Annotated in this window: 14 protein-coding genes; 3 read left to right on the top strand and 11 right to left on the bottom strand. The window is 69.4% G+C overall.

The genetic code is table 11. The features are described from left to right. Positions 1–141 precede the first annotated feature (141 nt). A complete protein-coding gene (locus G6N31_RS02870) occupies positions 142–906 on the top strand; it encodes an acyl-[acyl-carrier-protein] thioesterase (protein ID WP_098003391.1) in 765 nt (254 codons plus the stop codon). 13 nt (positions 907–919) lie between these two features. After that, positions 920–1,672, top strand: coding sequence for an enoyl-CoA hydratase (locus tag G6N31_RS02865; protein ID WP_098003390.1), 753 nt, complete (start codon positions 920–922; stop codon positions 1,670–1,672). 7 nt (positions 1,673–1,679) lie between these two features. On the opposite strand, the gene G6N31_RS02860 is transcribed toward G6N31_RS02865, so the two are convergent. From G6N31_RS02860 to G6N31_RS02825, 8 genes are all read right to left on the bottom strand, one after another. Beyond that, a complete protein-coding gene (locus G6N31_RS02860) occupies positions 1,680–2,834 on the bottom strand; it encodes a dihydrolipoamide acetyltransferase family protein (RefSeq protein WP_098003389.1) in 1,155 nt (384 codons plus the stop codon). Beyond that, positions 2,831–3,892, bottom strand: a complete 1,062-nt coding sequence (locus G6N31_RS02855; protein WP_098003388.1) for an alpha-ketoacid dehydrogenase subunit beta — start codon at positions 3,890–3,892, stop codon at positions 2,831–2,833. Before G6N31_RS02855 ends, G6N31_RS02860 begins: the two co-directional genes overlap by 4 nt. Before the next feature lies 1 nt (position 3,893). Then, positions 3,894–4,979 (bottom strand): pyruvate dehydrogenase (acetyl-transferring) E1 component subunit alpha, encoded by a 1,086-nt coding sequence (pdhA, locus tag G6N31_RS02850; RefSeq protein ID WP_098003387.1) that lies wholly within the window; start codon positions 4,977–4,979, stop codon positions 3,894–3,896. Positions 4,980–5,243: 264 nt separating this feature from the next. Continuing rightward, entirely contained in the window at positions 5,244–6,047 is an 804-nt protein-coding gene (locus G6N31_RS02845; protein ID WP_098003386.1) for an HpcH/HpaI aldolase/citrate lyase family protein, read from the bottom strand. Beyond that, the gene (locus G6N31_RS02840) at positions 6,044–6,544 is read right to left on the bottom strand and encodes a MaoC family dehydratase (protein ID WP_098003385.1); all 501 of its coding nucleotides are present in this window, start codon (positions 6,542–6,544) and stop codon (positions 6,044–6,046) included. Before G6N31_RS02840 ends, G6N31_RS02845 begins: the two co-directional genes overlap by 4 nt. Further along, positions 6,544–7,704, bottom strand: coding sequence for an acyl-CoA dehydrogenase family protein (locus G6N31_RS02835; RefSeq protein WP_098003384.1), 1,161 nt, complete (start codon positions 7,702–7,704; stop codon positions 6,544–6,546). The genes G6N31_RS02840 and G6N31_RS02835 overlap by 1 nt, the downstream gene beginning before the upstream one ends. Next, the gene (locus G6N31_RS02830) at positions 7,701–9,695 is read right to left on the bottom strand and encodes an ATP-binding protein (protein WP_098003406.1); all 1,995 of its coding nucleotides are present in this window, start codon (positions 9,693–9,695) and stop codon (positions 7,701–7,703) included. Before G6N31_RS02830 ends, G6N31_RS02835 begins: the two co-directional genes overlap by 4 nt. Before the next feature lie 5 nt (positions 9,696–9,700). Then, positions 9,701–11,251 (bottom strand): carboxyl transferase domain-containing protein, encoded by a 1,551-nt coding sequence (locus G6N31_RS02825; protein WP_098003405.1) that lies wholly within the window; start codon positions 11,249–11,251, stop codon positions 9,701–9,703. 96 nt (positions 11,252–11,347) lie between these two features. On the opposite strand from G6N31_RS02825, the gene G6N31_RS02820 reads away from it, so the two are divergent. Next, positions 11,348–11,974, top strand: a complete 627-nt coding sequence (locus G6N31_RS02820; protein WP_098003383.1) for an SACE_7040 family transcriptional regulator — start codon at positions 11,348–11,350, stop codon at positions 11,972–11,974. Here the strand turns inward: G6N31_RS02820 and G6N31_RS26965 are convergent. The 3 genes from G6N31_RS26965 to G6N31_RS02810 form a co-directional block, all read right to left on the bottom strand. Beyond that, the gene (locus tag G6N31_RS26965) at positions 11,971–12,126 is read right to left on the bottom strand and encodes a hypothetical protein (protein ID WP_098003404.1); all 156 of its coding nucleotides are present in this window, start codon (positions 12,124–12,126) and stop codon (positions 11,971–11,973) included. The genes G6N31_RS02820 and G6N31_RS26965 overlap by 4 nt on opposite strands. A gap of 36 nt (positions 12,127–12,162) precedes the next feature. Next, entirely contained in the window at positions 12,163–12,366 is a 204-nt protein-coding gene (locus tag G6N31_RS02815) for a hypothetical protein (protein WP_098003382.1), read from the bottom strand. An 83-nt stretch (positions 12,367–12,449) separates the two neighbouring features. Further along, on the bottom strand, positions 12,450–14,279 hold the full coding sequence (locus G6N31_RS02810; protein ID WP_098003403.1) for an alpha/beta hydrolase family protein: 1,830 nt from the start codon (positions 14,277–14,279) through the stop codon (positions 12,450–12,452). Positions 14,280–14,334 lie beyond the last annotated feature (55 nt).

Genomic DNA, 14,334 nt, shown 5'->3' with positions numbered 1-14,334 from the left:
CGTTGAGCACCTCCCCTGCGCCGGAGATGTCACCGAGCTTAAGCCGAAGCGCCGGTGCGAAGTCGGCATTCGGGAACCGGGCGGACGCACTTCACCCGGCGGTCCGCCGGTACCCGCCGAGGGATCGTAGGCTGATCGGCGATGCCCTCCCATGACGCCGACCACAGGCTCGGCCCCCGGCCCGACACCGGCTACGTCTACCGGACCGCGTGGCGGGTGGCCACCGGCGACATCGGCGGCGACCTGCACCTGCGGCTCGACAGCGTCGCACGCTACATCCAGGAGGTCGGTGCCGAGAACCTCGTCGATGCCGGCGAAGCCGAAGACCATCCGCACTGGCTGGTCCAGCGCACGGTCATCGACGTGATCGAGCCCATCGAGTTCCCGAACGAAGTCTCGTTCAGCAGGTGGTGCTCGGCGCTGTCGTCTCGGTGGTGCACGATGCGGGTCGACCTGGCGGGCAGCGACGGCGGCCGGATCGAAACCGAGGGCTTCTGGATCGCGATCAACGCCAAAACTCTCACGCCGCAACGTGTCTCGGACACACTCGTGGAACGGTTCGCAACCACGACCACCGAGCACCGGCTCAAGTGGCGCCCCTGGCTGACCGACCCGCACGACCTCGAGCACGTCGGCCCGTTCCCGCTGCGGCGCACCGATATCGACCTCTTCGAGCACGTCACCAACACCGCCTACTGGCACGCCCTTCACGAGGTGACCGCGCTGGTCCCCGACATCTGCACCCCGCCCTATCGTGCGGTGGTCGAGTACCGTCGCCCGATCAAGTACGGCGAGGACGTCACCCTCGGCTGGGTCCGCCGCGACACCGCTGCCACCCCGGAGGTTCACATCGCGCTGAGCGTCGGTGACGAGGTCCGGGCCGCCGCGCTGCTGCGCAAGCTGTAGCTACGCTGAGCCCATGTCCGATCTCGTCCTGACGCACATCGCCGACCGCGTCGCACTCATCACCGTCAACGACCCCGACCGGCGCAACGCCGTCACCGCCGAGAGCTCCACGGCTCTGCGCGCGGCCATCGAAGCCGTCGAGGCGGACCCGAACGTCCATGCCGTGATCGTCACGGGCGCCGGTAAGGCGTTCTGCGCAGGTGCTGACCTCAGCGCGCTCGGCGAGGCGACCGAGGACGGGTTGCGCGCCATCTACGACGGTTTCCTGGCCGTCGCGGAGTGCAACCTGCCGACCATCGCTGCGGTCAACGGTCCGGCGGTCGGCGCCGGCCTCAATCTCGCCCTGGCCGCCGACGTACGCATCGCCGGCCCGACGGCACTGTTCGACCCCCGGTTCCAAAAGCTGGGCATCCACCCCGGGGGCGGCGCCACATGGATGCTGCAGCGCGCCGTCGGACCGCAGGCCGCCCGCGCGGCCCTCTTGTTCGGGATGCGATTCGACGCCGAGGCCGCAGTCCGCCACGGGCTGGCTCTCGACGTCGCCGAGGACCCCGTCGCCGCGGCGCGCGAGCTGGCGGCCGGGCCGGCGGCCGCGCCGCGGGACATCGTCGTCGCGACCAAGGCGTCCATGCGGGCGACGTACCACCCGGGCCACTCGGACCTGCACCTGCACCACCTCGCCCTCGACGTCGAGATCGGCCCGCAGGCGCGTTCCATCGAGTCTCCGGAGTTCGCCGCGCGCCTGGCGGCCGCCAAACGCAGGTGAGGCCGGCCTACAGGTCCAGCAGCGCGGTGCCGGGTTCCTCGACCAGCGACCGCAGCGTGGCGAGGAACGCGCCCACCTGGGCGCCGTCGGTGACCCGGTGGTCGAACGCACAGGTGAGCCGCATCGTCGGCCGGGCCACCACCGCGCCGTCCACGACGACCGCGCGGGGCTTCAGCGCGCCGACGCCCAGGATCGCCGCCTCAGGATGGTTGATCACCGGCACGCCGTCGTCGAGGCCCAGCGCACCGAAGTTGGAGACGGTGAACGTCGACCCCTGCAACTCGGCGGGGGCGAGCGTACCGGCGCGGGCCCTGGCGGCGAGCCCGGCGACCTCGTCGGCGAGCTGACGCGTCGTCCGGTGCTGCGCATCGGTGACCACGGGGACGAGCAGACCACGAGGCGCGGCGACCGCGACGCCGAGGTGAACCGCGGAATGGGTGTGGACGCGCGGCCCGTCGGCGGTGTCCATCCAGGTGGCGTTGAGCAGCGGATGTCGCCCCAGCGCGACCACCACCAGGCGCAGCACCAGGACGAACGGCGTGACCGACTCGGCACCGGCCTGCCGGACGTGGTCCCGCAGCTGCACCAACGCCGTGCCGTCGACATCGACCGAGCCGTGCGCGTCTGGAATCTCGCGGCGTGACAACGCCATTCGGCGCGCCATCGCCAACCGGACGCCGGTGACCTCGATGGTGTCCTGATCCGGCGCCTCGACGGCGGCCAGCACGTCGTCGCGTGTCACGATGCCGTCCGGTCCCGAGCCGTCGACGTCGGCCAGGTCGACGTCGAGATCGGCGGCCAATTTGCGTGCCGCTGGTTTGGCGCGCACCCTGCGTCGGCTGCCGTCCATGGTGTGGTCGGCGCCGTATCCCACCAGGACCGGCCTACGCTCGGCCGGGTCCGCGCCCTCGACCGCGCGGCTGGTCTGGATGCGTACCAGCACAGCGCCCACAGGCAGGGTCTGGCCTTCGGCGCCACCGAGTTCGGCGATGCGGCCCGCGTACGGGCTCGGAATCTCCACCTGCGCCTTGTGCGTCTCGACCGTGCACAGCGTCTGATTGAGTTGCACCACGTCGCCCACCGCGACGAACCACTGTGTGATCGTCGCGTCCTCGAGGCCTTCACCGAGGTCGGGGACCAGAAACTCGCGCACGTCGCTCATGGACGGCTCATCGCCTTCTCGACGCAGTCGAGGAGCCGGTCCACTCCCGGCAACCACAACTTCTCCAGCCGCGCCGGCGGATACGGGGTGTCGAACCCGGTGGCACGCAGGACCGGGGCCTCCAGCTCGTAGAAGCACTCCTCCTGGATCCGCGCGGCCAGCTCGGCGCCGAAGCCCAACGTCCGCGGCCCTTCGTGCAGCACGACCGCGCGGCCGGTCCTGCGCACGGACGCCGCGACGGCGTCGAAGTCCAGCGGATTCAGCGAGCGCAGGTCGATCACTTCGAGACTGTCGGTGCACATCTCGGCGGCGTTGAGCGCCGTGGCCACCAGGGACCCGTAGGTCAGCACCGTGACGTCGTCGCCGTGGCGCCTGATCTCGGCCCGCCCCAGCGGTGGTGCGGGGCTGCCGGTGTCGACGACCTCTTTGGCCCAGTAGCGGCGCTTGGGTTCCAGGAAGATCACCGGGTCGCGCTCGGTGATCGCGTACCGCAACAGCCAGTACGCATCGGTCGGTGTGGACGGAACGACCACCTTCAGTCCGGCGGTGTGCAACCAGTACGTCTCGGTGGATTCCGAATGGTGTTCCACCGCACCGATGCCACCGAAGGACGGGATCCGCACCGTCACCGGCATGTCGACGTCACCGCGGGTCCGCATGCGGTACTTCGCGAGATGACTGACCATCTGGTCGAACGCCGGTGCGGCGAAGCCGTCGAACTGGATCTCGGGTACCGGAACCAGGCCCCGGAGCGCCATCCCGATCGCGATGCCGACGATCGCCGACTCGGCCAACGGGGTGTCGAAACACCGCTGCGCCCCGAAAGTCCGGGCCAGGCCCTCGGTGACCCGGAAGACGCCGCCGAGCGTCGCGACGTCCTCACCGAAGACCAGCACGCGCTCGTCGGCAAGCATCGCGTCGTGCAGGGCACGGTTGATCGCCTGGGCCATGGACAGGGGGGCGTCCGGAGCCGCCGACGCGGCCGCGGACACCCGGTCGCGGGCCGGCCCGGGCACGTCGTCGTCGAAACCGAACGGCCGCTCGATCAGCTGGGTCATCTCATGCCTCCTGCGCCAGCTCGGTCCGCAACTCGTCGCGTTGTCGGGCCAGTTCCGGGGTGATGCGGGCGTAGACGGTGTCGAACACCTCGGCGATGTCGACGTCGGGGTCGCCGATCACCGCCTCGCGTGCTTCCGACCGCAGCCGCTGCGCACGGTGGGCGACACGCTCCTCGAGTCGCGGTGTCCACACCCCGCGGCCGGCCAGATAGGTGCGGTAGCGGGTGATGGGATCCTTTGCGGCCCAACGCTGGACCTCCTCGGCGGATCGGTAGCGGGTGGGGTCGTCGGAGGTGGTGTGCGGGCCCATCCGGTAGGTGATCGCCTCGATGAAGGTCGGCCCGCCCCCGTCGCGCGCCCGGGCTGCCGCCCGTTCCATCACCGCGTAGCACGCCAGCACGTCGTTGCCGTCGACCCGCAGTCCGGGCATGCCGTAGCCGATGGCCCGGTGCGCCAGGCTGGGACCGGCGTGCTGCCGTTCGACCGGCACCGATATAGCCCACTGATTGTTCTGGACGAAGAACACGCACGGCGCCGTGAACACCGCGGCCAGATTGAGGGCCTCGTGCACGTCGCCCTCGGAGGTGGCGCCGTCACCCAGGAAAGCGACCGTCACCGACGCTTCGCCCAGCCGCTGGGCGGCCATGGCGGCCCCGACCGCATGTAGGCCGTGGGTGCCGATCGGGATCGACACCGGGGCCACGCATTTGTCGGTGAAACCCAACCCGCCGTGCCAACGGCCCCGCCACAGCGCCCCGAGCCGGCCCGGCGGGATCGACCGCACCAGGAAGGCGCCGAGTTCGCGATACTGGGGAAACAGCCAGTCGGTCTTGCGCAGGCAGGCTGCGGCGCCGACCTGGGCGGCCTCCTGACCGCGGCACGAGGCGAACAGCGCCAACTCGCCCTGCCGTTGCAGATTGACGAACTCGGTGTCGAGTTCGCGGGTCACGACCATCGACTCGTAGAGCCAGGCCAGGGTCTCGGGCGGGAGGTCTCTGCGGTAGCTGGTGTCTGTGGTGGGCACACCGTCGGGGGCCACCAGTTGAATCGGCTCGTCGAGTTCCGCATACGCCGACGATCCAGCCATACCGCCTCCTTGGGTCACTGGCGGCGGATCGCGCCGTCAGACGACTGAGGTGCTCAGCACGGCGGCGAGGTGAGCTGACTCCCTGGTGAGGGGCTGTCGGGCCGGGTGCCGGGGTGTGGCACCGACCCGACGATGCGCTGCGCCCGTCGTCGCGCTGGGGCAATTCCCATTATGCGCGCGAACCGCGGCGTCCAGCGGCCATCGCCGCCCTGGGGGCCTTCGTGTCGGCGGTGGTGCGGGGCCCGGCGAAACCGGCGGCCGAGGTCAGGGCGCGAGAGCCACGATGCGTTCGGCCCGCCGCAGCACCGGCATGTCGACCATCTGGCCGTCGAACTGGAACACGCCCCGCTGCGTGCGCGCCGCGTCGAGAACCCGCCGCGCCCAGTCGATCTGCTGCTCGGTCGGTGCGTACGCGGCCCGGATGACCGCGACCTGCGACGGGTGGATCGCGACCTTGGCGTCGAAGCCGACGGCGACGGCGTCGTCACTCTCGGCACGTAACCCGTCGAGATCCTTGATGTCCAGATACACCGAGTCCAGCGCGAGCCGTCCGTAGGCTTTGGCGGCCAGCAGGCTCTGGGAGCGGACGTGTCGGGCGACGTCGCGGTAGCTGCCGTCGGGCCACCGGTTGGCGGTGCCGCCGGTGGCGGCGAACAGGTCCTCGGCGCCCCACATCACGGCGAACGCGTTGTCCACCGCGGCGGACTCGGTGACGGTCAAGGCGCCCAGCGGCGTCTCCACCAGGACCACGACGTTCCGCGGCGCCAGCGACGCCACCTGGTCAGCGCCCTCGGTCTTGGCGAGCATCACCGTCGTGTAGGCGGTGCCGTCGAGGGCGGCCAGGTCGGGCCCATGGTCGGCTGTGCCGACCGGGTTGACCCGCACCACCGTGCGCTGCGGATCCAGCGGGGTCTCGACGAGGGCTTTGCGGGCGGCCTCACGGTCCTTGGCCGCGACACCGTCCTCGAGATCGAGGATCACCACGTCGGCGGCAGCCGCGGCCTTCTCGAAACGTTCCGGGCGGTCGGCGGGGCAGAACAGCCAGCCGGGGCCGCGTGCCGGCGTCACGAGGTCTGCTCCTGCGGGCGCTTGCGGACCATGGTCTTGCGCGACGCGGTGGCCACGACGTCGCCATGCTGGTTGCGTCCGGTGTGGGCGAACGTGACGATCCCCTCGCCGGGACGGCTCTTCGACTCGCGCTTGTCGGTCACCTCCGTCTCGGCGTACAGGGTGTCGCCGTGGAAGAGCGGTTTGGGGAAGGCGACCTCACCGAACCCGAGGTTTCCGACGATCGTGCCCTGGGTGAGCTGGGCGACCGACAGACCGACCAGCGTCGACAGCGTGAACATCGAGTTCACCAGCCGCTGGTGAAACGGCGGCAACGCATCCGAGAACGCCGCGTCCAGATGCAGCGCCTGGGTGTTCATCGTCAGCGTGGTGAACAGCACGTTGTCGGCCTCGGTGATGGTACGGCCCGGACGGTGCTGGTAGAGCACACCGGTCTCGAACTCCTCGAACCACAGGCCGCGCTGGACGACGATCTTTTCCGGCGTGTTCTCGCTCATCACAGACCGAGCTCCCGCCCGATCAGCATCAGCTGCACTTCGGTTGTGCCCTCCCCGATTTCGAGGATCTTGCTGTCGCGGTAGTGGCGCGCGACCGGGTACTCGTTCATGAAGCCGTAGCCGCCGAAGATCTGGGTGGCGTCGCGCGCGTTGTCCATCGCGGCCTCGCTGGCCACCAGCTTTGCCACCGCGGCGGCCTTCTTGAAGGGCTTGCCGGCCAACATCATCGCCGCTGCGTCGTAGTACGCCGCGCGCGCGGTGTGGGCGCGGGCCTCCATCCGGGCGATCTTGAACGCGATCGCCTGGTTGGTGCCGATCGTCCGGCCGAATGCCTCGCGCTCCTTGGCGTACTTGACGCTCTCGTCGACGCAGCCCTGCGCCGCCCCCACCGACAGTGCCGCGATCGCGATCCGGCCCTCGTCGAGGATGCGCAGGAAGTTCGCGTAGCCGCGGCCGCGCTCCCCGAGCAGGTTCTCCTCGGGCACCCGGACGTCGTCGAAGCTCAGCGGGTGGGTGTCGGAGGCGTTCCAGCCGACCTTGTTGTACGCCGGTTCGGCGGTGAACCCGTCGGTGGGCACCGGCACCAGAATCGACGAGATCTCCTTCTTGCCGTCGCGTTCCCCCGTCACGGCGGTGACCGTGACCAGTTTGGTGATGTCGGTGCCGGAGTTGGTGATGAACTGCTTGGAGCCGTTGATCACCCAGTGGCCGTCGTCGAGACGCGCGGTGGTCTTCGTCGCGCCGGCGTCGCTGCCGCCGCCCGGTTCGGTCAGCCCGAACGCACCGAGCGCCTTGCCGCCGGCCAGCAGCGGCAGCCACTCCTGCTTCTGTTCCTCGCTGCCGAACCGGTACACCGGCATGGCGCCCAGCGACACCCCCGCCTCCAGGGTGATCGCCACGCTCTGATCGACCTTGCCGAGTTCCTCCAGCGCGAGACACAGGGCGAAGTAGTCCCCGCCCATGCCGCCGTACTCCTCCGGGAACGGCAGACCGAACAGGCCCATGTCGGCCATCCCGGCCACCACCTCGTACGGGAACGAGTGCTCTTCGTCGTGTTTGGCCGAGACCGGGGCCACCACGCTCTGGGCGAAGTCGCGCACGGTCTTGGCCAGCTGCGCGTAGTGGTCCGGAAGGGTCCCGGTGGCCAGAAAATCTGTCATGACTGCGGCTCCTCGCTTGCCGTGATTCGGGCCAGTACCTGGCCCACCTTCACCTGCTCGCCGGCGGCGACGAGCAGGTCGACCACGCCGTCGACCGGCGCGGACAGGGCATGCTCCATTTTCATCGCTTCGACGGTGACCACGACAGTCCCCGCCGTGACCGCCGCCCCGTCCTCGACGCCGATCGCCACCACCGCGCCCGGCATCGGACTGGTCAGTTCGGCGTCCCCGGCGTGTGCGTCGTCGGGACGCACGGGCGCTTCGCGGACCTCCTCGACCATCGTGACCCGGCCCGCGGCGGCCAGCCACACCTGCTCGCCGTGGGTGGCAACCAGGTACTCGCTGCGCAGACCGTCGACGGTGATCGCCAGCCGGTCACCGTCGCACCGGGTCACCACAGCCCGGCGGGGACCGTCTTCGACGGCCGCGGTAGCCGCGGACGGCGTACCGGTCAGGCTGACGTGATCGGTTCGGTCGCCGGCACGCAAGCGCAGCGTGAGCGGGGCGGCGCCGGCGATACGCCAGCCCGACGGCACCTCCCACGGACTGTCCGGGGCCGCCGGCCAGCTGCACGACCAGCGATAGCAGGCGGCCGCGATCAAATCCTCGTCGCGCGCGGCGGCGGGGACGAAGTCGGGCATCCGCCGGTCGAGCAGTCCGGTGTCCAGGCGTCCGGCCGCAACGTCGGGGTCGGCGAGCAGGAAGCGCAGGAACTCGACGTTGGTGGTCAGGCCCAGCACCGCGGTGTCGGCCAGCGCGGCATCCAGCGCCCGCAATGCCGCGGCCCGATCCTCGGCGTGGGTGATCACCTTGGCCAGCATTGGGTCGTAGTCGCTGCCGACCACGGTGCCCACCCGCAGGCCCGAGTCCACGCGAACCCCCGCGCCGGCAGGTTCGCGCAGCCCGATCACGTCGCCGCCGGTGGGCAGGAACTGGCGACCGGGGTCCTCGGCGTACACCCGGGCCTCGATGGCGTGCCCGTCCAGGCGGATGTCGTCCTGGGCGATCGGCAGCCTCTGTCCCGCTGCGATGCGCACCTGGTGCTCGACGAGGTCGTGTCCGGTCACCATCTCGGTGACCGGATGCTCGACCTGCAGCCGGGTGTTCATCTCCATGAAGAAGAACTCGTCGGGGCGGTCGGCCGAGACGATGAACTCCACCGTTCCGGCGCCGGTGTAGTCGACGCTGCGCGCCGTGTCACAGGCGGCCGCGCCGATCCGGGCCCGGGTCTCGGCGTCCAGCAGCGGTGACGGCGCTTCCTCGATCACCTTCTGGTGGCGGCGCTGAAGGCTGCACTCCCGCTCGCCCAGGTGCACCACGTTGCCGTGGCGGTCGGCCAGCACCTGCACCTCGATGTGGCGCGGGTTGAGCACGAAACGTTCGAGGAACAGCGTGTCGTCACCGAACGCCGACGCGGCCTCCCGGCGGGCCGATATCAGAGCGGCGGGCAACTCGTCCGGCTCCTGCACGACCCGCATGCCCTTGCCGCCGCCCCCGGCCGACGGTTTGACCAGCACCGGGAAGCCCACTTCCGCGGCGCCCGCCACCAACTCGTCGTCGGTCAGTCCCGGACGCGAGATGCCCGGCACCACAGGCACACCGAACTGTGACACTGCTGCTTTGGCCGAGATCTTGTCACCCATCGTGCGGATCGCACCGACCGGCGGGCCGATGAAGACCACCCCGGCCTCATCCAGCGCTGCGGCGAAATCGGCGTTCTCCGAAAGGAACCCGTACCCAGGGTGCACCGCCTGCGCGCCGGTCCGCCGGATCGCGTCGAGCAGCGCCTCGATGCACAGGTAACTCTGGCGCACCGGCGCCGGGCCGAGGCGCACCGCGACATCGGCTTCGGCGACATGGCGGGCACCGGCGTCGGCGTCACTGAACACCGCGACCGACCGGATCCCGATCGCCCGCAACGTCCGGATCACGCGGACGGCGATCTCGCCGCGGTTGGCCACCAGCACGGTGTCGAAAAGTTTGTCGGTCATCGAGTTCACATCCTGAAGACGCCGTAGGACACCGGCTGCAGCGGCGCCTGGGCCGCCACGGAAAGAGCCAGCCCGACAACGGTTCTGGTGTCGGCGGGATCGATGACACCGTCATCCCACAGGCGGGCCGTCGAGTAGTACGGGTTGCCCTGTTCCTCGTATTGCGCACGGATCGGGGCTTTGAAGGCTTCTTCCTCCTCCGCGCTCATGTCACCGCGGACCGTCGCCAGCACCGACGCGGCCTGTTCCCCGCCCATCACCGAGATGCGCGCGTTGGGCCACATCCACAGGAACCGCGGCGAGTAGGCCCGCCCGCACATCGAGTAGTTGCCGGCACCGTACGAGCCGCCGATGACCACGGTGAGCTTGGGCACCCGGGCGCATGCCACCGCGGTGACCATCTTGGCCCCGTGTTTGGCGATGCCGCCGGCCTCGTAGTCGCGGCCGACCATGAAGCCGCTGATGTTCTGCAGGAAAAGTAACGGCACCATTCGCTTGTCACACAACTCGATGAAATGCGCTCCCTTGACCGCGGATTCACCGAACAGCACACCGTTGTTGGCCACGATGCCGACGGGATGGCCGTGGATGCGCGCGAAGCCGGTGACCAGCGTGGTGCCGTAGGCCGCTTTGAACTCCGAGAACTCGCCGCCGTCGACGATCCGGGTGATCACCTCGTGGACGTCGTAGGGCACTCGCGAGTCGACCGGCACCACGTCGTAGAGTTCGGTCTGCTCGGCGACGGGGTCGACGGTGGGCGCCACCTGCCACGGCGCATCGGCCGGCGGCGCCAGCGTGCCGACGATGCTGCGGACGATGCGCAATGCGTCCCGGTCGTCGTGGGCGAGATGGTCAGTGACCCCGGAGACCTTCGAGTGCAGGTCCCCGCCGCCGAGTTCCTCGGCGGTGACCACCTCGCCGGTAGCCGCTTTCACCAGCGGCGGACCGCCGAGAAAGATGGTGCCCTGGTCGCGCACGATGACGGCTTCGTCGCTCATGGCGGGCACGTAGGCGCCCCCCGCGGTACACGAGCCGAGCACCGCGGCGATCTGTGCGATGCCGTCGGCGCTCATGGTCGCCTGGTTGTAGAAGATCCGCCCGAAATGCTCGCGGTCGGGGAACACCTCGTCCTGGCGGGGCAGGAACGCCCCGCCGGAGTCGACCAGATACACGCACGGCAGCCGGTTCTGCGCGGCGATCTCCTGCGCACGCAAATGCTTCTTCACCGTGATCGGGTAATACGTTCCCCCTTTGACGGTGGCGTCGTTGGCCACGATCATCACCTCGCGGCCACTCACCCGCCCGATGCCGGCGATCATCCCGGCGCCCGGACACTCGTCGCCGTACATGCCGTCGGCCGCCAGCGCCGCCAGCTCCAGGAACGGGCTGCCCGGGTCCAACAGACCGTTCACCCGCTCTCGAGGCAGCAGCTTGCCTCGGCTGACGTGTCGCTCCCGGGCGCGCTCGGGCCCGCCGAGGGCCGCAGCGGCCAGCTTGGTTCGCAACTGTTCGACCAGCGCGACGTGATCGTCGCGGTGTGCGGCCCGCGCGGACATCCGGTCACCCATTCCGATTGAGTTAATGACGACTAACCGGCTGGTATGTTAAGCATCATTAACTGCGAATGTCCACCATCTCTCCCGGAGGCGCAGATGACCACCGCGGATGCCGCGTCAGCGCGCAGTCGGGCCAAATCGGACCGGCGGGGCCAGTTGATCGCCGCGGCCGAGCGCCTGATCGCCGAACACGGCTACCTGGCGGTCCGGCTGGAGGACATCGGCGCAGCAGCCGGAGTCAGCGGACCCGCCATCTACCGGCACTTCCCGAACAAGGAGGCCTTGCTGGTCGAGCTGCTGGTGGGCATCAGTACCCGACTGCTCGCTGGGGCCCGGGACGTCACCGCGCGGGCCGGCGACGCCGAATCCGCGCTGGCCTCGCTGATCGACTTCCATCTGGAGTTCGCCCTCGGCGAGTCGGACCTGATCCGGATCCAGGACCGCGATCTGAACAGTCTGCCGTCGAACGCCAAGCGGCAGGTGCGCCGCGCGCAGCGACAGTACGTGGAGATCTGGGTCGACGTACTGCGCCGCCGTGCCGGGTCACTGTCCGAGGCCGACGCCCGCCTGATGGCTCATGCAGCGTTCGGACTGCTCAACTCCACGGCGCACAGCGTCAAGCCCGGCAGCACGAAAGCGGCCGAGGCCAGCTTCAGAACCGTCCTCAGAGCGATGACGGTCGCCGCGCTGACCTCGGCCGAACTTCCGAGGAAGAGACGCTAATACCAGACTTTTCGGCCTCCGACGGGACGGCCGACCGAGCCGAGGATCCAGAACACCGCGCCGATCACGAGCAACACGACGCCGATGTAGGTGAGGATCGAGATTCCGAACAAGAGACCCAGGATCAACAGGATCGCACCCAAGACGATCATGGCCACTCCATTCCTTGATTGAATCCAGTCAGCGAACTACTGACTGGGCTGCGGGACGTTGCACTCCGCAACCTCCGGGTTGACGCCCGCGTAGTTCAGCGGTCCTGCAAGGACGGTCAGCGCAATACTGCCGGCGGTCGCGCAATTGGCTTCGCCACCGCTGAAGTAGTCACGCTGATAGGCCGCAAAGACGCCGATCAACAACCAGACGAGAACAATGACGCCGAGAATTCCTCGCATGCCGTGCCTCCTCCGTACGCACGCCGTGGTCGGCGCGTGACAAGGCTTTACCCGGCAGACAATTACGGTAAACCAAGATCAGATCAGTCCGCGAACGCTTCGGTCAGCCAGGCCGTCATCTCCTTCAGCAACACAGCTCTGTTCTCCCGCTTGTCGATCTCGTGACCGTCGTCGTCGAACAGCAGCAACGAGGTCTGCCGTCCGAGCTCGACCAGAGCGTCGTGCATCTGCAGGGATTCGGTGGGGGGCACGTTGGTGTCGTTGAGGCCGTGCACCAGCAGCAGCGGTGCGGTGATCTCGCCCGCGCGCGGCAACGGGGACAGCTTCTCGAGCAGATCGCGGTCGCTGACCGGGTGGCCGTATTTCGGGTACGCCGCCGCCGCGATCCACTGCTCGGTACTGCGGTACCAGGTGTTCAGATCGCTCATGCCGCAGATGCTGATGCCGGCGGCGAACGCGTCGGGGTGGAACGCCAGCGCGGCCTGCGTGAGGTAGCCCCCGTAGGACCATCCGCAGCAGGCCACCCGGCCATGGGGCGCATAGCCGTTGTCGACGAGAAACGCGACCGCGTCGGCCACGTCGTCGATCGCCGCGAACCGCTTCTCCCGGTCGTCGGCGTGCATGAACGACCGGCCGAAGCCGCCCGAGCCGCGCACGTTGGGCAGGAAGACCGCGATACCGGCATCGAGCAGAGCGGGAAAGAACTCGTTGTAGCCCGGGCGGCCCTGGCCTTCCGGACCGCCGTGCAGGAACAGCATCGCACCGATCGTCGCGACGCCCGGCGGGGGCCGGAACAACCAGCCGGTGAACGTCAGCCCGTCGCGCGCGGTGACCGTTTCCAGGGTGGGGTCCTCGGACACCGGGCCGCTGCTGGGTTCCCGATCCACCGGCTCCCACTCACCGGTGCGCGGATCGACCAACTCCACCGTGGGCGGCTTGGACGGCCCTTCCACCGTCAGCGCCAGCATGGAACCACCCGCGCTGATGCTCAACTCGCTGGCGACCATGCCACCGGGCAGCGGGATCGGTTCGTGGCTGGTGTTGTCGATGAGATCGAGGATCTGTAACTGGCTGGCGCCGTGGATGTTCCACAGGATCGCGGCAGTCGACATGTCGTCGGAGACGGTGAACTCGTCGAGTTCATAGCCGGGGCATTCAGCCGCGACGCGGTAGGCCACGCCGTCGGCGGTGACCGTCACCTCGAGCAGGCGCGCGTGCTCGGTGCCGTTCTCACTGCGGATCAGGGCCCGGACGTAACCTTCGGTGCTGTTGATGTCGTAGTCGCGAGCCGGGTGGTACAGCTCGGTGATCTCGCCCTCGGGACCCGAGCGCAGCCGGCGGGGACTGTGGTCGTCGAGGATGAGGCCGGTGTCGGTGGTCGAACCAGGGTCATAGGGCAGCAGCGCGGTCTCGGTGAGCCCGCGCAACAGGTTCAGCTCGCGGTAACCGCGGGGTCCGACACGCACCAACGCGGCGCCTCCCCACGCATCGACCAGCCGCCCGCCGGAGCGCCGGTCCAGCACGGTGGTAGTGCCGTCGACCGGGTCGATCAGCACCGAACTGCCGACACCGTCGGCGCCGGTGAGAATGGCCGCGACCAGGGTGCCATCCCAGTTGATCAGTTCGGCGGTGCCATCCTCGCCGGACGGCCAGTAGTCGATGCGTCGCGCATCGCGGTCGTCGGGATCGGTTGTCACCACCCAGATCTGGGTGCGGGTGCCACCGTCGGGTGCCACCTGACAGGCCAGCCAGTGCCCGTCGGCGGAGTGCATCACGCGGGTCACGGGCCCCTCGACGGGCAGCTCGACATCGCGCGACGAGCTGGCCCGCCATCCCCGCAGGAACCGCTGCACGGCACGCGGGAAGCCGCCGTCGTCGACGAGGTGGGCGAACGCGGTGGCGTCTGGCGACATCGACGCCCCGTAGACCCGGCGAACCTGCAGTGCCACGGTGCTCGATTGTGCCCGC

The sequence above is a fragment of the Mycolicibacterium duvalii genome, assembly GCF_010726645.1.
GTDB classification, from domain to species: Bacteria; Actinomycetota; Actinomycetes; order Mycobacteriales; family Mycobacteriaceae; genus Mycobacterium; species Mycobacterium duvalii.
The sequence above is the reverse complement of the archived record's forward strand: the minus strand, read 5'-3'. Positions and strand labels throughout refer to the sequence as shown.

Excerpts from the sequence above, each read along its gene's own strand:
- G6N31_RS02870 (WP_098003391.1), top strand. The coding sequence starts at position 142 with ATGCCCTCCCATGACGCCGACCACAGGCTCGGCCCCCGGCCCGACACC.
- G6N31_RS02865 (WP_098003390.1), top strand. The coding sequence starts at position 920 with ATGTCCGATCTCGTCCTGACGCACATCGCCGACCGCGTCGCACTCATC.
- G6N31_RS02860 (WP_098003389.1), bottom strand. The coding sequence starts at position 2,834 with ATGAGCGACGTGCGCGAGTTTCTGGTCCCCGACCTCGGTGAAGGCCTC.
- G6N31_RS02855 (WP_098003388.1), bottom strand. The coding sequence starts at position 3,892 with ATGACCCAGCTGATCGAGCGGCCGTTCGGTTTCGACGACGACGTGCCC.
- pdhA (WP_098003387.1), bottom strand. The coding sequence starts at position 4,979 with ATGGCTGGATCGTCGGCGTATGCGGAACTCGACGAGCCGATTCAACTG.
- G6N31_RS02840 (WP_098003385.1), bottom strand. The coding sequence starts at position 6,544 with ATGAGCGAGAACACGCCGGAAAAGATCGTCGTCCAGCGCGGCCTGTGG.
- G6N31_RS02835 (WP_098003384.1), bottom strand. The coding sequence starts at position 7,704 with ATGACAGATTTTCTGGCCACCGGGACCCTTCCGGACCACTACGCGCAG.
- G6N31_RS02830 (WP_098003406.1), bottom strand. The coding sequence starts at position 9,695 with ATGACCGACAAACTTTTCGACACCGTGCTGGTGGCCAACCGCGGCGAG.
- G6N31_RS02825 (WP_098003405.1), bottom strand. The coding sequence starts at position 11,251 with ATGTCCGCGCGGGCCGCACACCGCGACGATCACGTCGCGCTGGTCGAA.
- G6N31_RS02820 (WP_098003383.1), top strand. The coding sequence starts at position 11,348 with ATGACCACCGCGGATGCCGCGTCAGCGCGCAGTCGGGCCAAATCGGAC.
- G6N31_RS26965 (WP_098003404.1), bottom strand. The coding sequence starts at position 12,126 with ATGATCGTCTTGGGTGCGATCCTGTTGATCCTGGGTCTCTTGTTCGGA.
- G6N31_RS02815 (WP_098003382.1), bottom strand. The coding sequence starts at position 12,366 with ATGCGAGGAATTCTCGGCGTCATTGTTCTCGTCTGGTTGTTGATCGGC.
- G6N31_RS02810 (WP_098003403.1), bottom strand. The coding sequence starts at position 14,279 with ATGTCGCCAGACGCCACCGCGTTCGCCCACCTCGTCGACGACGGCGGC.